This window comes from Pseudomonas sp. NY8896, assembly GCF_039634505.1.
Genome location: NZ_CP132350.1, coordinates 5,514,636 through 5,533,264, shown reverse-complemented (window position 1 = coordinate 5,533,264; position 18,629 = coordinate 5,514,636). Strand labels below are relative to the sequence as shown.

The following is an 18,629-nucleotide window of genomic DNA, read 5'->3' as shown; positions in this document are numbered from 1 at the left end:
TCAGCGGCCCTCGGTTTCCTGCAGCACCGTCATTGCCTCGCGGGGCCAGTGCGCCTGCAGCCGCTGCCCGGTCTGCCAGGCCTGTGCCTGTGCCTGCCAGCGGTCGTTGGCCTGGCTTACCGCCAGCAGTTGGCCGTTGTCCAATTGCAGCTCGTAGCGGGTGGCGCTGCCCTGGTACTGGATATCGCGCAACAGGCCGCTTACCTGCACTTCGTGGCTGGTGACCACAAGGTCGCCCAGGCGGATGTGCTCGGGACGGATGGAGAAGGGGGCCGGGCTGCCGTTGAGCTGCATGGCCAGCTCGCCACGTACCACGTTGGAGGTGCCGACGAATTCGGCGACGAAGGTGGTGGCGGGCTTCATGTACAGATTGCGCGGGGTGTCGACCTGTTCGATGCGGCCACGGTTGAACACCGCGACCCGGTCGGACATCGACAGCGCTTCGGTCTGGTCGTGGGTGACGAAGATGAAGGTGATGCCCAGCTGGCGTTGCAGCTTTTTCAGCTCCCCTTGCATCTGTTCGCGCAACTTCAGGTCCAGTGCGCCCAGCGGCTCGTCCAGCAGCAGCACGCGCGGCCGGTTGACCAGTGCACGGGCCAGGGCCACACGCTGGCGCTGGCCGCCAGACAGTTGCGCTGGTTTGCGCGTGCCGTAGCCGGCCAGGGCCACCATGGCCAGGGCTTCTTCGGCGCGACTATGGCGTTCGGCCTTGGCCACGCCCTTTACCTTCAGGCCATAGGCGATGTTGTCCAACACGTTCATGTGCGGGAACAGTGCGTAGTCCTGGAACACGGTGTTGACGTCACGTTGGTAGGGCGGCATGCCAGCGGCCTCCACCCCGTGGATGCGGATCGAACCGCTGGAGGGTTGTTCGAAGCCGGCGATCAGGCGCAGGCAAGTGGTCTTACCCGAGCCGGAAGGGCCAAGCATGGAGAAGAACTCGCCATCGATGATATCGATGCTGACCTGGTCGACGGCCTTGACCTCGCCGAAGGTGCGGGAAACCTGGGTGAACTGGACGGCTAGGGGCATGCGTGGGCTCCGGGCAATGGGCTTGCTCCTGATCCTGCCTTTGCGCGGGTAAACCCGCGAAAAGGCAGGATCAGGCATTCAGGCAACCTCAGCGCCCACCCATGATTGCAATGTAGTCCTGGGTCCAGCGGCTATACGGCACGAACTTGCCGCCCTGGGCCTGCGGGGTTTTCCAGAAGGCAATCTTGTCGAAATTGTCGAAGCCATTGGTCTTGCAGCCCTCGGCGCCCAGCAATTGGCTGCCTGTACAGGCAGCCGGCACCGCCGGCAACGAGCCGAACCAGGCCGCCACGTCGCCCTGCACCTTCGGCTGCAGCGACCAGTCCATCCACTTGTAGGCGCAGTTGGGGTGCTTGGCCTCGGCGTGCAGCATGGTGGTGTCGGCCCAGCCGGTCGCACCCTCCTTGGGAATGGTCGAGGCCACTGGCTGGTTCTCGGCCTTCAGGCCATTGACCATGTAGCCCCATGAACTGGAGGCGACCACGCCTTCGTTCTTCACGTCGCTCATCTGCACCGTGGCGTCATGCCAGTAGCGGTGGATCAGCGGTTGCTGCTGGCGCAGCAGTTCCAGCACGGCCTTGTATTGCTCCTCGTTCAGTTCGTACGGGTCCTTGATACCCAGTTCGGGCTTGGCCGACTTCAAGTACAGGGCGGCGTCGGCGATGTAGATCGGCCCGTCATAGGCTTGCACGCGCCCCTTGTTCGGTTTGCCGTCAGGCAGGTCCTGCGGCTGGAACACAACGCTCCAGCTGGTTGGCGCCTGCTTGAAGGTATTGGTGTTGTACAGCAGCACGTTCGGCCCCCATTGATACGGGGTGCCATACACTTGCTTGTCGACCACGTACCAGCCGCCGTTCTGCAGGCGTGGGTCGATGTTTTTCCAGTTGGGGATCAAGGCGGTGTTGATCGGCTGTACGCGCTTGCCGACGATCAGCCGCAGCGAGGCGTCGCCCGAGGCGGTCACCAGGTCATAGCCGCCCTTGGTCATCAGGCTGACCATTTCGTCCGAGGTGGCGGCGGTTTTCACGCTGACCTTGCAGCCGGTTTCCTTCTCGAAACCGGTCACCCAGTCGTAGGCCTTGTCGCTTTCACCGCGCTCGATGTAGCCGGGCCAGGCGACGATGTCCAGGCGCCCCTCGCCGGCCCCCAGGGCCTTGGGCGGTTCGGCGGCCTGCAGGCTGGCGCTGGCCAGCACGGCGCCAGTCATGGCGCCGAGCAATGCGGTCTTGTGCACTGACATGGTGTTCCCTCTTCTTGGCGATCTTGTTCGGGGCAGTCATCAAGCAAGCGGTGAAGCAATCGTTATAAGCGTAGTGCGCGGGTGCGAGGTATTGGCGATATCGAGTCTAGTTGGCTTTTTGCCAGCTAACGCAACATCCGGAAGCAAATCCCTGCATGGCGTGTGCTGCGCCAAGCCTTACTCTGGCGCTTGAATCTTCTTACGTGGAGACACGCGCATGAATACTCGGGGTTTGCTTGATCAGCTCCTCAAGTCCGGCCAGCAATTGCTTGAAAAACAAGGCGGCGCCAACAAGCCTGGCGGCGCGTCAGGCGGGCTTGGCGGGCTGTTGTCTGGAGCAGGCGGCGGCCTGTTGGGTGGGGGGGCGCTGGGCTTGTTGCTGGGGAACAAGAAGGCGCGCAAGTACGGCGGCAAGGCTCTGACTTACGGTGGCTTGGCCGCGCTGGGCGTGTTGGCCTACAAAGCTTACGGCAACTGGCAGGCCAATCAGCGGGTAGCTGCAAGCGAGCCGCAAACCGTCGACCGCCTGCCGCCGGCCCAGGTCGAGCAGCACAGCCAGGCGGTGCTGAGGGCGCTGGTGGCAGCGGCCAAGTCCGATGGCCATATCGACGAGCGCGAGCGGGCGTTGATCGAGGGCGAGTTCACCCGCCTGGACAGCGACCGCGAATTGCAGCACTGGCTGCATGCCGAGTTGAACAAGCCGCTGGACCCGGCTGAAGTGGCCCGCGCCGCGCAAACGCCGGAGATGGCTGCCGAGATGTACCTGGCTAGCGTGATGATGGTCGACGAGGAAAACTTCATGGAGCGGGCCTACCTGGACGAGCTGGCCCGTCAGTTGCGCCTGGACCCAGGCTTGCGCCAGGCGCTGGATAGCCAGGCGCGGCTTGCCGCAGGTTAGTGATCGGGGCCGCGCAGCGGCCCCAATTGCCTTTGCCCAAATGGCGTGTCCATCAGCACTGCTGCCTGTTTACCCTTCACTTCACCCGCAAAACCGTAAGGCCTCTAGGCTATACTTCGGCGATTTTTCCCGCTCGTTGTGAATTCCTGAGGGCTGAATGTGAAAAACTGGACCTTGCGCCAACGGATCCTGGCAAGTTTCGCCGTGATCATCGCCATCATGCTGCTGATGATCGTGGCCGCCTATTCGCGGTTGGTGACCATCGAAACCGCCGAAGAGGCGGTAGGGACCGACAGCATTCCCGGGGTCTACTACAGCTCGATGATCCGCAGCGCCTGGGTCGATAGCTACGTCACCAGCCAGCAACTGGTGGGCCTGTCCAACCACCGTGAAATCACTTCGGCCGACATGGAGCTGTTCAAAAGCTTCGAAGACCGGCTCAAGCAACACATGGCCAGCTACCAGGCCACCATCCAGGACAAGGATGATCAAACCCGCTTCGACAACTTCGTGCAGTTGGAAGAGGGCTACCTGAAGATCGTCAACCAGGTGCTGGATACTTACCGCCAGCACAACTACGCCGAAGCCGAACGGCTGATCATCGAAGTGCTGACCCCGGCCTGGGTAGATGGGCGCAAGCACTTGAATGAAGTGATCGAGAACAACCGGGCATCAGCCGACGCCGCCACCAACGAGATCGTCAGCGCCGTGAGCACGGCCAAGGGCAGCATGGTCGTTTCGCTGCTGCTGGCAATCGTTGCCGCTGGCATCTGCGGCTTGCTGCTGATGCGCGCCATCACCGCGCCCATGCAACGTATCGTGCATGCCCTCGACAAGCTGCGCTCGGGCGACCTGAGCATGCGCCTGAGCCTGGACCGCAAGGACGAGTTCGGTGCCATCGAAAGCGGTTTCAACGAGATGGCCGAAGCACTGGCCAACCTGGTAGCCCAGGCGCAACGTTCGTCGGTGCAGGTGACCACCTCGGTTACCGAAATTGCCGCCACGTCCAAGCAACAGCAGGCCACCGCCACCGAAACGGCCGCCACCACCACCGAAATCGGCGCCACCTCGCGAGAAATCGCCGCCACTTCGCGCGACCTGGTGCGCACCATGACCGAAGTGACGACCGCCGCTGACCAGGCCTCCAGCCTGGCAGGCTCCGGGCAGCAGGGCCTGGCGCGCATGGAAGAGACCATGCACCAGGTGATGGGCGCAGCCGATCTGGTCAACGCCAAGCTTGGCATCCTCAACGAGAAAGCCAGCAACATCACGCAGATGGTGGTCACCATCGTCAAGGTTGCCGACCAGACCAACCTGCTGTCGCTCAACGCCGCCATCGAGGCAGAAAAGGCCGGCGAATATGGCCGCGGCTTTGCCGTGGTCGCCACCGAAGTGCGCCGCCTGGCCGACCAGACCGCCGTCGCCACCTACGACATCGAGCAGATGGTGCGCGAGATCCAGTCGGCCGTGTCGGCTGGGGTCATGGGCATGGACAAGTTCTCCGAAGAAGTGCGCCGCGGCATGTTCGAAGTACAACAGGTGGGCGAGCAGCTCAGCCAGATCATCCACCAGGTGCAGGCCCTGGCACCGCGCGTGCTGATGGTCAACGAAGGCATGCAGGCCCAGGCCACCGGTGCCGAGCAGATCAACCAGGCGCTGGCCCAGCTCAGCGATGCCAGCACCCAGACCGTCGAGTCGCTGCGCCAGGCCAGTTTTGCCATCGATGAGCTAAGCCAGGTGGCCGCGGGCCTGCGTGGCGGCGTGTCGCGCTTCAAAGTCTGACCGCGATGAACGACTTGCAACCGCGCCCCGCGCGGGCGAAAAACGCCAAGGGGGCGTTGTACCTGCAGTTTCGCATCAGGGCGCAGCGTTTTGCCCTGAGCGTGCACGAGGTGATCGAGGTGTTGCCGCGTCAGCCGCTCAAGCCGATTGCCCAGGCACCTGCCTGGGTCGCCGGTATCCTCGCTCATCGTGGCCAGCTGGTGCCGGTGATCGACCTTGCCGCGCTGAGCTTTGGCCAGCCAGCGGCGCAGCGCACCAGCACCCGCCTGGTGTTGGTGCACTACCGTGGCAGCCTGCAGCTTGGTTTGATTCTGGAGCAGGCCACCGAAACCCTGCGTTGCCAACCCGACGAGTTTCAGCCCTATGGGGTGGACACCGGCGATGCGCCTTATCTGGGCCCGGTGCGCCAGGATGCCCAGGGCATGCTGCAGCGCATCGAAGTCAATGACCTGCTGCCCGACGCTGTGCACGAATTGCTGTACACGCAAGACCCGACAGGGATGCCTACATGAACGAACAGCGTTTCTTCCGCTTCTTGCGCGAGCGCATTGGTCTGGACGTGGAGTCGGTGGGCGCGCCCATGGTCGAGCGCGCACTGCGCCAGCGCTGCGTGGCTGCAGGCGCGATGGACCTGGACGATTACTGGCTGCGCCTGCAGCAGTCGGCGGATGAGCAACAGGCGCTGATCGAAGCGGTGATCGTCCCGGAAACCTGGTTTTTCCGTTACCCCGAATCCTTCACTGCGCTGGCCAGCCTGGCCCATAAACGCCTGGCCCAGCTGGCGGGTGCACGCCCATTGCGCCTGCTCAGCCTGCCGTGCTCGACCGGCGAGGAGCCGTATTCGCTGGCCATGGCCTTGCTCGACGCTGGCATCGCGCCGGGGGCATTGCTGATTGATGCTATGGACATCAGCCCCAGTTCGGTAGCCAAGGCAAGGCTGGCCGTGTATGGGCGCAATGCCTTTCGTGGCAGCGAACTGGGCTTTCGTGAGCGCTACTTCGATGCCCTCGACGAAGGCCATCGCCTGCATGAACGGGTACGCCAGCAAGTCAGCCTGCAGGTGGGCAACGTGCTTGACCCGGCGTTGGCCAGCCGCGATGGCCTGTATGACTTCGTGTTCTGTCGCAACCTGTTGATTTATTTCGACGTGCCGACCCAGCAGCGTGTGTTCGAGGTGCTCAAACGCCTGCTGCATCCGCAGGGTGTGCTGTTCATCGGCCCGGCCGAGGGCAGCTTGCTGGCACGCCTGGGCATGCGTCCGCTGGGGATCCCCCAGTCGTTTGCCTATGTGCGTCAGGAAGGCGACAGCGCCCCGATGGACGTGGTACCCGCCCAACCGGTGAAGCGAACGTTGGCGACGTTGCCCACAGCGGGGTATCCACCGCCCAGCGCGCCGTTGCCACCGCCGCTGCGAGTGTTGCCTGTGGCGGCCAGGCCGGCGCCGGCCCGCGAGCACAAGCACGAGGGGGCCAGTGAGTTGCTGGCCAGCATTGCCCGCCTGGCCAATGCCGGTGCCAGCGAGCAGGCCCGGGGCGAGTGCCAGCGCTACCTGGGCCAGTACCCGCCGTCGGCGCAGGTGTACTACTGGCTGGGGCTGCTCAGTGATACCGAAGGCGATGCGCAGCAGGCGCTGACCCACTACCGCAAGGCCCTGTACCTGGAACCACAGCACCCCGAGGCGCTGGTGCACCTGGCGGCCTTGCTGGCGGCCCAGGGTGACCTGGCCGGTGCCCGGCGCCTGCAGGAACGGGCGGCGCGGGCTGGCCGGGAGTCTGAACGATGAACAGTGAATCCGCGATGCAGTTGCTGGCCGAGGATGACGCGCACATCGACGACTGCTGGAACCGCATTGGCGTGCATGGCGACAAGCAGTGCCCGCTGCTGGAGCAGCATGTTCATTGCCGCAATTGCGAGGTGTATGCCGCCGCGGCCACGCGTTTGCTCGACCGCTATGCGCTGATGCAGGACCACCAGGCTGCAGTAGCGCAGCCGGTCGAAGAAAACACCGGCCGCTCCGTGCTGCTGTTCCGCCTGGGCGAAGAGTGGCTGGCGCTGGCTACCGCCTGCCTGGCCGAGATCGCCCCGTTGCAGGCGGTGCATTCGCTGCCGCATCAGCGCTCGCGGCTGCTGCAGGGGGTTGCCAATGTGCGCGGTGCGTTGGTGCCGTGCCTGTCACTGGCTGACTTGCTGGGTGTGCAAGCCGGTACCGCCGAGCAGCGTGGTGGCCGGGCGATGCCACGCATGCTGATTCTGGCCGCCGAAGGTGGGCCGGTGGTGATGGCCGTCGAGGAAATCGACGGTATTCACCGGCTCGACCCACTGTTGCTTGGCAGCGGCCAGGACGCCACACGCTTCACCTCCGCAGTCCTGCAGTGGCGCGGCCGCAGTGTGCGGGTGCTGGACGATCAACACTTACTGTCTGCCGTGCAGCGGAGCTTGTCATGACCCCAGAGCAAATGCGCGACGCATCGTTGCTCGAACTGTTCAGCCTGGAGGCCGAGGCGCAGACCCAGGTGCTCAGTGCCGGCCTGATGGCATTGGAGCGCAATCCCACCCAGGCCGACCAGCTCGAGGCCTGCATGCGCGCCGCCCACTCGCTCAAGGGGGCCGCGCGCATCGTCGGGGTGGATGCGGGCGTCAGTGTCGCCCATGTCATGGAGGATTGCCTGGTAGCGGCCCAGGAAGGCCGTCTGCGGCTGACCGCCGAGCATATCGATGCACTATTGCAAGGCACCGACCTGCTGATGCGCATCGCCACGCCAGGCGATGCCGGCGCGCAGGCGACCTTGCCGGTGTTTCTTGCGCAAATGGCCAACCTGCTTGACCCAGGCGCTGCTGCCATCCCTGCGGCGCCGCTGGTGGCACCCGTGCTGCCGGAGCCCCCCCCGGCAATTCCGACGTCGGCACCGTTGGTGGTGCCAGCCGAACCGCCGGAACCAGAGCCCGAGCCCCAGCCGGCCCTGCGGCGCAAGGCCGGCAAGCGCGCCGGGGAAGGTGCCGAGCGGGTACTGCGTGTTACCGCCGACCGCCTCAATAGCCTGCTCGACCTGTCCAGCAAGTCGCTGGTGGAAACCCAGCGGCTCAAGCCTTACCTGGCCACCCTGCAGCGCCTCAAACGCATGCACGGCCAAGGCATGCAGGCGCTCGATGGCTTGCGTATGCAGCTGGAAGACAGTGGCCAGCGCAGCGAGGTGCTCGAAGCCCTGGCGCAAACCCAGCGCCTGCTGGCGGAAACCCAGCAGATCCTGCAGCAACAGGCTGCGGACCTGGACGAATTCGGCTGGCAGGCCAGCCAGCGTGCACAATTACTGTATGACACGGCTCTGGCTTGCCGAATGCGGCCGTTTGCCGACGTGCTGACTGGGCAGAGCCGCATGGTCCGTGACCTGGGCCGCTCGCTGGGCAAACCGGTGCGCTTGGTGGTGGAAGGGGAGAAAACCCAGGTCGACCGCGATGTGCTGGAAAAACTCGAAGCACCGCTGACCCACTTGTTGCGCAATGCCGTCGACCACGGCATCGAACTGCCCGAGCGGCGCCTGCTGGCGGCCAAGCCGGACGAAGGGGAGATCCGCCTGCGGGCGTCGCACCAGGCCGGCATGCTCAGCCTGGAGCTGATCGACGATGGCGCCGGCATCGACCTGGAGCGCTTGCGCAGCAGCATCGTCGAGCGTGCCCTGTCGCCGGCCGACACGGTGGCGCGGATGAGTGAAGCGGAGCTGCTGACGTTCCTGTTCCTGCCCGGTTTCAGCCTGCGCGACAAGGTTACCGAAGTGTCCGGGCGCGGCGTGGGGCTGGATGCGGTGCAGCACATGATCCGCGAGCTGCGCGGCTCGATCGAGCTGACTCAGGTGGCGGGGCAGGGGTGTCGCTTCCATCTGCAGGTGCCACTGACCTTGTCGGTGGTGCGCAGCCTGGTGGTCGAGGTGGGCGGTGAGGCTTACGCTTTCCCGCTGGCCCATATCGAACGCACGCTGGAAGTGACCGCCGAACAGATCGTGCAGATCGAAGGGCGTCAGCACTTCTGGCACGAAGGCCGGCATATTGGCCTGGTGGCCGCCAGCCAGTTGCTCAACCGCCCGGCCGGGCAAAGCGACGAAGCCAGCCTGCGGGTGGTGGTGATCCGTGAGCGCGAGCAGCTGTACGGCGTGGCCGTGGAGCGGCTGGTGGGCGAGCGGGTGCTGGTGGTGATGCCCCTCGACCCACGGCTGGGCAAGGTACAGGACATTTCCTCCGGTGCCTTGCTCGATGATGGCTCGGTGGTGCTGATCGTCGATGTCGAAGACTTGCTGCGGTCGGTGGAAAAACTGCTCAGTACCGGTAGCCTGGAGCGCATCGAGCGCGGCAGCAGCGGTGCCCGTGGGGTGGCCCGCAAGCGCATCCTGGTGGTCGACGATTCGCTGACCGTGCGCGAACTGCAGCGCAAGCTGTTGGGTAACCGTGGCTACGACGTGGCAGTGGCAGTCGATGGCATGGACGGCTGGAACGCCCTGCGCGGTGAGGACTTCGATTTGCTGATCACCGACATCGACATGCCGCGCATGGACGGCATCGAGCTGGTCACCCTGGTGCGTCGCGACCAGCGGCTGCAGTCGTTGCCGGTGATGGTGGTGTCCTACAAAGACCGTGAGGAAGACCGACGGCGTGGTCTGGATGCTGGCGCGGACTACTATTTGGCGAAAGCCAGTTTCCACGACGATGCGTTGCTGGATGCTGTAGTCGAGCTGATCGGAGGTGCTCAGGGATGAAGATCGCCATCGTCAATGACATGCCCATGGCCGTGGAGGCGTTACGCCGGGCAGTGGCCTTCGAGCCCGCGCACCAGGTGGTGTGGGTGGCCAGCAATGGTGCCGAGGCGGTGCAGCGCTGCTGCGAACAACTGCCCGACCTGATTCTCATGGACCTGATCATGCCGGTGATGGACGGTGTCGAGGCGACCCGGCGGATCATGGCCGAAACCCCGTGCGCCATCGTCATCGTCACGGTCGACCGCAAGCAAAACGTGCACCGGGTGTTCGAGGCGATGGGCCATGGCGCTCTCGATGTGGTCGACACCCCGGCGTTGGGTGCTGGCGATGCCCGCGAAGCGGCGCCCCCCCTGCTGCGCAAAATCCTCAATATCGGCTGGCTGGTCGGTCAGCAGCGTGCCCCAGCCGCAAGGCCGGTAGCCGCTCCGCTGCGCGAGGCTTCGCAGCGTCGCGGGCTGGTGGCAATTGGCTCGTCGGCGGGCGGCCCGGCGGCGCTCGAAGTGTTGCTCAAGAGCTTGCCGGCAGCGTTTCCGGCGGCCGTCGTGCTGGTCCAGCATGTGGACCAGGTGTTTGCCGCAGGCATGGCCGAATGGCTCAGCAGCGCAGCCGGCCTGCCGGTGCGCCTGGCCCGTGAAGGTGAACCGCCGCAGCCAGGGCAGGTGTTGCTGGCGGGGACCAACCACCACATTCGCCTGCTACAGAACGGCCAACTGGCCTACACTGCCGAGCCTGTCAATGAAATCTACCGGCCCTCGATCGATGTGTTCTTCGAGAGTGTGGCACGTTACTGGAATGGTGATGCCGTGGGCGTGCTGCTCACCGGCATGGGCCGTGACGGTGCCCAAGGCCTGAAGCTGATGCGTCAGCAGGGCTTTTTGACCATTGCCCAGGACCAGGCCAGCAGCGCGGTGTACGGCATGCCCAAAGCTGCTGCGGCCATTGATGCCGCAGTGGAAATTCGCCCGCTGGAACGCATAGCCGGGCGCTTGACGGACTTTTTCGCAAAATGACGAAACGTATTGAATCACGCCGCAAGGCCGGTAGTGATCGGGTGAACAGGTATGAATGACTTACCGATCGAAGGTTTCGCGACCACCAACGAGAACTCGGCGATGGTGCTGTTGGTCGACGATCAGGCAATGATCGGCGAAGCGGTGCGGCGTGGTCTGGCCAATGAGGACAACATCGACTTCCACTTCTGTGCCGACCCGCACCAGGCGGTGCTTCAGGCCATGCGCATCAAGCCTACGGTCATTCTCCAGGACCTGATCATGCCTGGCCTGGACGGTTTGACCCTGGTGCGCGAGTACCGCAACAACCCGGCGACCCAGGACATTCCGATCATCGTCCTGTCGACCAAGGAAGACCCACTGGTCAAGAGCGCGGCGTTTGCCGCCGGGGCCAACGATTACCTGGTCAAGCTGCCGGACACCATCGAACTGGTGGCGCGTATCCGCTACCACTCGCGCTCCTACCTGACGCTGCTGCAGCGCGACGAGGCCTACCGCGCCTTGCGCGTCAGCCAGCAGCAACTGCTCGATTCCAACCTGATGCTGCAGCGGCTGATGAACTCCGATGGCCTGACCGGGCTGTCCAACCGCCGCCATTTCGACGAGTACCTGGAGCTGGAATGGCGCCGGGCGATGCGTGAACAGCAGCAGCTGTCGTTGCTGATGATCGACGTGGACTACTTCAAGGCCTATAACGACAGCTTCGGCCACCTGGCCGGCGACGAGGCCTTGCGCCAGGTGGCCGAAGCCATTCGTGGCTCGTGCTCGCGGCCGACCGACCTGCCGGCGCGCTATGGCGGTGAAGAGTTCGCCCTGGTGCTGCCCAACACCTCGCCAGGCGGGGCACGCCTGGTGGCCGAAAAGCTGCGCCAGACCGTGCTTGGCCTGGGCATCCCGCATACTGCGCCGGTGGCCGAATCGTTCCTGACCGTGAGCATTGGCCTGGCTACCCAGACCCCGGCCGTCGGCAGCCATTGCCGGCAGCTGATCTCGGCAGCGGACAAAGGCCTGTACCAAGCCAAGAACAGCGGGCGTAATCAGGTTGGCATCGCCTGAGCAGGATTGCGCGGACCGTGTAGGCGCGGTGCAGCTTTCTGAACAGACTACCGCCCGGCGGGTCTGCCGCCATGCAGCGGACTCGGTTATACTCGCAGGCTTTTCACCGAATTCGTGCGAGTAGCCAGCCCATGGAAATCCAACCGATCCTGAACACCATCAAGGACCTCACCGAGCGTTCCCAGTCCATTCGGGGGTATCTTTGACTACGATCACAAGCATGACCGCCTGATCGAAGTCAACCGCGAGCTGGAAGACCCCAACGTCTGGAACAAGCCCGAGTACGCCCAGGCCCTGGGCCGCGAGCGTGCCATGCTGGCGCAGGTGGTCGAGACCCTGGACAAATTGTCCAACGGCCTGGGTGACTGCCAGGACCTGCTCGACATGGCCGTCGAGGAAAATGACGAAAACGCCGTCGGCGACGTCGTGGCCGAGCTGGAAGAGCTGGAAGAAAACCTGGCCAAGCTTGAGTTCCGTCGCATGTTCAGCGGCGAGATGGACATGAACAACGCCTACCTGGACATCCAGGCCGGCTCTGGTGGTACCGAAGCGCAGGACTGGGCCAACATCCTGCTGCGCATGTACCTGCGCTGGGCTGACAAGCGCGGTTTCGACGCCACCATCATCGAGCTTTCCGAAGGTGAAGTCGCCGGCATCAAGGGCGCCACCGTGCACATCAAGGGCGAGTACGCCTTCGGCTGGCTGCGTACCGAAATCGGTGTGCACCGCCTGGTGCGCAAGAGCCCGTTCGACTCCGGTGCCCGTCGCCACACCTCGTTCTCGGCAGTGTTCGTGTCGCCCGAAATCGACGACAAGGTCGAGATCGAGATCAACCCGTCCGACCTGCGCATTGACACCTACCGCTCCTCCGGTGCCGGTGGTCAGCACGTGAACACCACCGACTCGGCCGTACGTATCACCCACGTACCGACCAACACCGTGGTGGCGTGCCAGAACGAACGCTCCCAGCACGCCAACAAAGACACCGCCATGAAAATGCTGCGGGCCAAGTTGTACGAGCTGGAAATGCAGAAGCGCAACGCCGCATCGCAGGCGCTGGAAGACAGCAAGTCGGACATCGGCTGGGGCCACCAGATCCGTTCCTACGTACTGGATGACTCGCGCATCAAAGACCTGCGCACAGGCGTAGAGCGCAGCGACTGCCAGAAAGTGCTGGACGGCGACCTCGACCAGTACCTGGAAGCAAGCCTCAAGCAAGGGCTGTAAGCCGCACTCCACTGCCGCGATACCTGGCTGCCCGCCGGTATCGCGTGCCCTGCCCGAAAAGGGCAACGAATACCTGATGGAAAGAATGACGACATGAGCGACCTCAAGACCGAATCGCAAGACCTGCAACAGGAAGAAAATGCCCTGATCGCCCTGCGCAAGGAAAAACTTGCCGCCGAGCGCGCCAAGGGCAACGCCTTCCCCAACGACTTCCGTCGCGACAGCTACTGCAACGACCTGCAGAAACAGTACGCGGACAAGACCAAGGAAGAGCTGGAAGCAGCCGCGATCCCGGTCAAGGTTGCCGGCCGTATCATGCTCAACCGTGGCTCGTTCATGGTTATCCAGGACATGACTGGCCGTATCCAGGTCTACGTCAACCGCAAAACCCTGCCCGAAGAAACCCTGGCTGCGGTCAAGACTTGGGACCTGGGCGACATCATCAGTGCCGAAGGCACCCTGGCCCGTTCCGGCAAGGGCGACCTGTACGTCGAAATGACCAATGTGCGCCTGTTGACCAAGTCGCTGCGCCCGCTGCCCGACAAGCACCACGGCCTGACCGACACCGAGCAGCGCTACCGTCAGCGTTACGTCGACCTGATGGTCAACGAAGAAACCCGCCACACCTTCCGTGTGCGTTCGCAGGTGATCTCGCACATCCGCAAGTTCCTCATCGAGCGTGACTTCCTCGAAGTCGAAACGCCGATGCTGCAGACCATTCCAGGCGGCGCGGCGGCCAAGCCGTTCGAAACTCACCACAACGCCCTGGACATGGCCATGTTCCTGCGCATCGCGCCGGAGCTGTACCTCAAGCGCCTGGTGGTGGGTGGCTTTGAAAAGGTGTTCGAGATCAACCGCAACTTCCGTAACGAAGGCGTTTCGACTCGTCACAACCCTGAATTCACCATGCTCGAGTTCTACCAGGCCTACGCTGACTACCGCGACAACATGGACCTCACCGAGGAACTGTTCCGTGAGCTGGCGCAGCTGGTACTGGGCAGCACCGACGTGCCGTACGGTGACAAGGTGTTCCACTTTGGCGAGCCGTTCGTGCGCCTGTCGGTGTTCGACTCGATCCTCAAGTACAACCCCGAGCTGACCGCTGCCGACCTGCAGGACGTCGACCGCGCCCGCGACATCGCCAAGAAGGCCGGTGCCAAGGTGCTGGGCCACGAAGGCCTGGGCAAGCTGCAGGTGATGATTTTCGAAGAACTGGTCGAGCACAAGCTGGAGCAGCCGCACTTCATTACCGAGTACCCGTTCGAAGTGTCGCCGCTGGCCCGTCGCAACGACGACAACCCAGCCGTTACCGACCGCTTCGAGCTGTTCATCGGTGGCCGTGAAATCGCCAACGCCTACTCCGAGCTCAACGATGCCGAAGACCAGGCCGAGCGCTTCCTGGCCCAGGTGGCCGAGAAGGACGCCGGTGACGACGAAGCCATGCACTACGACGCCGACTTCGTGCGTGCACTGGAGTACGGCATGCCGCCGACCGCCGGTGAGGGTATCGGCATCGACCGCCTGGTGATGCTGCTGACCAACTCGCCGTCGATCCGCGACGTGATCCTGTTCCCGCACATGCGTCCGCAGGCCTGAGTGATTTGAACGAGCCGCCTTTCGAGGCGGCTTTTTCTTGCCTGAAGCTTTATGTTGTTTGTACTGGCCTCTTTGCGGGCACGCCCGCAAAGAGGCCGGCACTGATGAAACGTTGTCCAATGAGGTATACCCGTGACACCCGCCATGCCTGACCAGGGCGCCGCCGGCATTGCCACCGCCGTCGCCGAAAGCGTGCAATACCAAGGGCGCAAGACTGCCCGCCAAGGCAGCGAACAGCGTCGCCAGCTGATCCTCGACGCCGCCATGCGCATCGTCGTGCGCGATGGTGTACGCGGCGTGCGCCACCGCGCAGTGGCCGCCGAGGCTGGTGTGCCATTGTCGGCCACCACCTACTACTTCAAGGACATCGAGGACCTGCTCACCGATACCTTCGCCCAGTACGTCGAGCGGAGCGCGGCCTACATGGCCAAGCTGTGGGCCAACACCGAGGTGGTGTTGCGCCAGTTGCTGGCCCAGGGCGATGGCAGCCAGCAGGCACGGGCGCGGTTGGCCGACGAAGTGGCGCGCATGACCGCTGACTATGTGCAGCGGCAACTGCTGAACCGCCGTGACTTCCTGATGGCCGAGCAGGCCTTCCGCCAGGAGGCGCTGCTTTGCCCGCGCCTGGCCGAGCTGGTGTGCGCCCATGAGCAGATCCTGTTGCACGGCACCCGGCAATTGCTGCAGGTAGTGGGTTCGCGGCAACCGGAACAGGACGCCCAGATGTTGACGGCGATTATCGAGCAGATGGAATATCAGGGCCTGCTCAAGGATGCGAATGCGCAAGCCGATGGGCAGATGCTCGCTATGCTTACCCGATACCTGCAGCTTGTGCTGGCATCGGCCTGAGCCGAGATCGACTTTTCAAGGAGAACCTGATGAAAGCCTGGCGTGTGGTGTTGTTGACTCTGTCATTCCTGCTGCTGGGCGGTTGTCTGGTGACCTTCCATGAGCCATTGCCCAGCAACCAGGCGGCGCCCAAGGCCCTGCTCGGCAAGTGGAGCAGCAAGGACGCCTGGGGCGAGCCGCTGAAGCTGACCATCAGCCGCAGCGGTGGCGATGCCTACAAGGCAGTGGCCACGGCCAAGGGCAAGGCCCCTGAAGAATACGTGTTCATTGTGTCGCGCCACGGCAACCGCTGGTACCTGTCGGCTGGTGTGCCCAAGCGCCTGGGTGGCAACTTCCTGATTGGCGGTTTCGACATCGTCGATGGCAAGGAACTGGTGGTCTACAACCTGGATGTCGAGCAGGTGCAGCAGGCGGTGGACAAGAAAGAACTGACCGGGCGTAGCACCGAGGTGCCAGAAGACAACGGCGATGGCGTGTTGATCGACAGCCCGTCGGCGCGGGTGCTGGCGTATCTGGACGACCCGGCCAACTCCGACCTGTTCGTCGAGGTGGCGCGGTTCCAGCGCTCCGGCAAATGACCGTGTTGGCTTCCTCGCGGGCAGGTTTCTTGTACTAGAAAGGAGTCCCCGGTGGACGAATACCAGCAAACCATCCGCGCCCTGTCCGACCGCATCGTCGCGGCGCAGACCCCGATCCGGGTCCTGGACGCGGTGAAGTGGGACGACAACATTCGCCAGGGCTTCCTCAAGGCCAAGGGCAAGGAGCCGCCGGCGGTTGACCGCGCCTACTACCAGTCGCGCCCGCTGTCGTTCGACTCCAGCGCGGTCAAGGCCGAGTTTCAGGGCATCGAGCGCGACATCATTCGCCAGCTCGGCCAGTTCAACCCGGTTGGCCAGATCATGAAGCGCATGTGCCGCGAGTACCGCATGGTCGTGCGCATGCTCGAAGCGCGCGGCACCGAGGACTTCGGGTTGATCTCCCAGGAGCTGTACGGCGCGGCCTCGGATGCCTTCCACGCCGGTGACCCGACCCTGGCCGACCTCGGCATGATGTTCTCAGACTACCTGAACAACATTGACGGCCGTGGCGACCTCAAGGACGAACCCAAGAATCTGACGGCCAAGGAGGCCGTGGACATTCTCCAGCGCCGGCTGAACAAGGTGTTCGGCGAGGCCGAGGAAACCATTCGCGTATTCGAGTCTGACGGCATCGTCGCCGATGCTGCGGCCGGTGCCGACTACATCAAGGTGCGCGCCGACGCCATGTTCAACGTCCGCGACGTGCGCGCCCTGGAGGTGCACGAAGGGCTGGTGCACGTGGGCACCACACTGAATGGCCAGAACCAGCCTATCTGTACCTTTCTGGCCAAGGGCCCGCCCTCGTCGACGGTGACCCAGGAAGGCCTGGCCATCCTCATGGAAGTGATCGCCTTTGCGTCCTACCCCAGCCGCTTGCGCAAGCTCACCAACCGCACCCGCGCGATCCACATGGTCGAGGAGGGCGCCGATTTCCTCCAGGTGTTCAACTTCTTCCGCGAGCAGGGCTTCGAGATGGCGCAGAGCTACAGCAACGCCAGCCGGGTGTTCCGCGGCTCGGTGCCCAATGGCCTGCCATTCACCAAGGACTTGTCCTATCTCAAGGGCTTCATCATGGTTTACAACTACATTCAGTTGGCCGTGAAGAAGGGCAAGCTCGAACAGATCCCGTTGCTGTTCTGTGGCAAGACCACCCTGGAAGACATGCGCACCCTGCGTCAGCTGGTCGAGGAGGGTTTGGTCGAGCCACCCAAGTACCTGCCCGAACAGTTCCGCGACCTTAACGCGCTGTCGGCCTGGATGTGCTTCTCCAACTTCCTCAACCACCTGAGCCTGGATCGTATTGAAGCCGACTACGCGAACATTCTCTGAGTGCTGCCGCCTGCTGGCCCTGGGCGTGGTTCTGCTGGGGCTTGGCGGCTGCAGCAGCCTGCTGTTCTACCCCGAGCGTGGCCAGGCCTTCACCCCTGAGCGGGCCAAGCTGGCGTATCGCGATGTCACCCTGAACACTGCTGATGGCCTGCGCCTGCACGGCTGGTGGCTGCCGGCCAAGGCCGGGGTCGATGTCAAAGGCACGGTGCTGCACCTGCATGGAAACGGCGGCAACCTGCCTGGACACCTGGGGGGGAGCTACTGGCTGCCGGAGCAGGGTTACCAGGTGTTGATGATCGATTATCGCGGCTACGGCTTGTCCCAGGGCCAGCCGAGCCTGCCGGACGTGTACCAGGACATTGCCGCCGCCATGGTTTGGCTGAACCAGGCACCCGAGGTAAAGGGCAAGCCACTGGTGCTGCTGGGGCAGAGCCTGGGTGGCGCCATGGCCATTCATTATCTGGCGGCCCACCCTGAGCAGCGCCAGCGCTTCAGCGCGCTGGTGTTCGATGGCGTGCCGGCCAGTTACCGCGAGGTGGGGCGCTATGCCCTCAGCACCTCGTGGATGACTTGGCCGCTGCAGGTGCCGCTGTCGTGGCTGGTGCCGGACGGCGACAGCGCGATCCGTTCGATCGAGCAGCTAAGCAGCCCGCCCAAACTGTTCTTCCACAGCATCGACGACAACCTGGTGCCGATGGACAACGGCATTCGCCTGTACCAGCACGCACCAGCACCAAGGGTGCTGCAACTGACCCGAGGCGGCCATGTACAGACCTTCGCTGACCCAACCTGGCGCCAGGTGATGCTGCGTTTCCTTGATGACCCCAGCCATTTCAACGGCCTGCGGCGGCTTGCCGAAGTGCCCAATTTCCCTGACGAGAAGAACAAGCAATGAGTGAAGAACGCAACGCCATCCCGCTGATCCTGACCGGCATCGGTAGCATCATCGTGACGGTGGGGGCTTTGTGGTACTACGGTTACCTGCATTTCGCCAAACCCGAGGATGCCCTGTTGCTGCAGGACTTCACCATGCTCAAGACCATCCCCGGCGAAGACTACAAGGTGTCGCTGGACCCGGCGGCGCAGGTGGCCCAGTGTGTGGACGGCGTGCTGGTGCTGTTCGACACCCAGCAAAAAGGCCTGACCGGCGTGCTGGTGGACAACCGCAAGCGCGCCGTGCGTTGCATGGGCGAGGAAACCCCACAGCAGGTGCAGTGATGTTGCCTGTATCGGCCCCGTAGCGGGTGTGCCCGCGAGAGGTCGGAACAGGCAAAAGAAAGCCCCGCG

Annotated in this window: 17 protein-coding genes; 15 read left to right on the top strand and 2 right to left on the bottom strand. The window is 63.8% G+C overall.

The window, feature by feature from the left end:
• Together Q9451_RS24935 and ydcS are read right to left on the bottom strand one after the other, a co-directional pair.
• Window positions 1–1,032 (bottom strand): ABC transporter ATP-binding protein, encoded by a 1,032-nt coding sequence (locus Q9451_RS24935; RefSeq protein ID WP_041166392.1) that lies wholly within the window; start codon window positions 1,030–1,032, stop codon window positions 1–3.
• Between the two features lie 88 nt (window positions 1,033–1,120).
• Window positions 1,121–2,272: a putative ABC transporter substrate-binding protein YdcS gene (gene ydcS, locus Q9451_RS24930; RefSeq protein WP_012270780.1), complete on the bottom strand. Its 1,152-nt coding sequence runs from the start codon at window positions 2,270–2,272 to the stop codon at window positions 1,121–1,123.
• Window positions 2,273–2,489: 217 nt separating this feature from the next.
• Here ydcS and Q9451_RS24925 point away from each other — a divergent pair, with 217 nt between their 5' ends.
• The 15 genes from Q9451_RS24925 to Q9451_RS24855 all read left to right on the top strand — a co-directional run bounded on the left by Q9451_RS24925 (window position 2,490) and on the right by Q9451_RS24855 (window position 18,560).
• Window positions 2,490–3,170: a tellurite resistance TerB family protein gene (locus tag Q9451_RS24925; protein WP_012270781.1), complete on the top strand. Its 681-nt coding sequence runs from the start codon at window positions 2,490–2,492 to the stop codon at window positions 3,168–3,170.
• 159 nt (window positions 3,171–3,329) lie between these two features.
• Window positions 3,330–4,952, top strand: coding sequence for a methyl-accepting chemotaxis protein (locus Q9451_RS24920; protein WP_012270782.1), 1,623 nt, complete (start codon window positions 3,330–3,332; stop codon window positions 4,950–4,952).
• 5 nt (window positions 4,953–4,957) lie between these two features.
• Window positions 4,958–5,464, top strand: a complete 507-nt coding sequence (locus Q9451_RS24915) for a chemotaxis protein CheW (RefSeq protein ID WP_012270783.1) — start codon at window positions 4,958–4,960, stop codon at window positions 5,462–5,464.
• Complete coding sequence (locus Q9451_RS24910) at window positions 5,461–6,735, top strand: CheR family methyltransferase (protein WP_012270784.1); 1,275 nt, start codon at window positions 5,461–5,463, stop codon at window positions 6,733–6,735. Before Q9451_RS24915 ends, Q9451_RS24910 begins: the two co-directional genes overlap by 4 nt.
• The gene (locus Q9451_RS24905; protein WP_012270785.1) at window positions 6,732–7,397 is read left to right on the top strand and encodes a chemotaxis protein CheW; all 666 of its coding nucleotides are present in this window, start codon (window positions 6,732–6,734) and stop codon (window positions 7,395–7,397) included. The genes Q9451_RS24910 and Q9451_RS24905 overlap by 4 nt, the downstream gene beginning before the upstream one ends.
• Window positions 7,394–9,697: a hybrid sensor histidine kinase/response regulator gene (locus Q9451_RS24900; RefSeq protein ID WP_012270786.1), complete on the top strand. Its 2,304-nt coding sequence runs from the start codon at window positions 7,394–7,396 to the stop codon at window positions 9,695–9,697. The genes Q9451_RS24905 and Q9451_RS24900 overlap by 4 nt, the downstream gene beginning before the upstream one ends.
• Window positions 9,694–10,707, top strand: coding sequence for a Wsp signal transduction system protein-glutamate methylesterase WspF (gene wspF, locus Q9451_RS24895; RefSeq protein ID WP_345960801.1), 1,014 nt, complete (start codon window positions 9,694–9,696; stop codon window positions 10,705–10,707). The genes Q9451_RS24900 and wspF overlap by 4 nt, the downstream gene beginning before the upstream one ends.
• Window positions 10,708–10,758: 51 nt before the next feature.
• Window positions 10,759–11,763 (top strand): Wsp signal transduction system regulator diguanylate cyclase WspR, encoded by a 1,005-nt coding sequence (wspR, locus tag Q9451_RS24890; RefSeq protein WP_012270788.1) that lies wholly within the window; start codon window positions 10,759–10,761, stop codon window positions 11,761–11,763.
• A gap of 131 nt (window positions 11,764–11,894) precedes the next feature.
• Window positions 11,895–12,990, top strand: a protein-coding gene (gene prfB, locus Q9451_RS24885; RefSeq protein ID WP_123109230.1) for a peptide chain release factor 2 whose coding sequence is annotated in 2 segments (ribosomal slippage) — window positions 11,895–11,966 and window positions 11,968–12,990 — 1,095 coding nt in all. Because the reading frame shifts where the segments join, the coding sequence is not laid out codon by codon here.
• Between the two features lie 93 nt (window positions 12,991–13,083).
• Window positions 13,084–14,586, top strand: coding sequence for a lysine--tRNA ligase (gene lysS / locus Q9451_RS24880; protein ID WP_012270790.1), 1,503 nt, complete (start codon window positions 13,084–13,086; stop codon window positions 14,584–14,586).
• Between the two features lie 144 nt (window positions 14,587–14,730).
• Complete coding sequence (locus tag Q9451_RS24875; protein ID WP_012270791.1) at window positions 14,731–15,435, top strand: TetR family transcriptional regulator; 705 nt, start codon at window positions 14,731–14,733, stop codon at window positions 15,433–15,435.
• Window positions 15,436–15,464: 29 nt separating this feature from the next.
• Window positions 15,465–16,013, top strand: a complete 549-nt coding sequence (locus tag Q9451_RS24870) for a hypothetical protein (protein ID WP_012270792.1) — start codon at window positions 15,465–15,467, stop codon at window positions 16,011–16,013.
• Window positions 16,014–16,064: 51 nt separating this feature from the next.
• A complete protein-coding gene (locus Q9451_RS24865; protein ID WP_012270793.1) occupies window positions 16,065–17,342 on the top strand; it encodes a flavohemoglobin expression-modulating QEGLA motif protein in 1,278 nt (425 codons plus the stop codon).
• Window positions 17,314–18,237, top strand: coding sequence for an alpha/beta hydrolase (locus tag Q9451_RS24860; protein ID WP_012270794.1), 924 nt, complete (start codon window positions 17,314–17,316; stop codon window positions 18,235–18,237). Before Q9451_RS24865 ends, Q9451_RS24860 begins: the two co-directional genes overlap by 29 nt.
• Window positions 18,234–18,560 carry a hypothetical protein gene (locus Q9451_RS24855; protein WP_012270795.1) on the top strand — a complete coding sequence of 109 codons (327 nt, stop codon included), beginning with the start codon at window positions 18,234–18,236 and terminating at the stop codon, window positions 18,558–18,560. The genes Q9451_RS24860 and Q9451_RS24855 overlap by 4 nt, the downstream gene beginning before the upstream one ends.
• The last annotated feature ends 69 nt before the right edge of the window (window positions 18,561–18,629 follow it).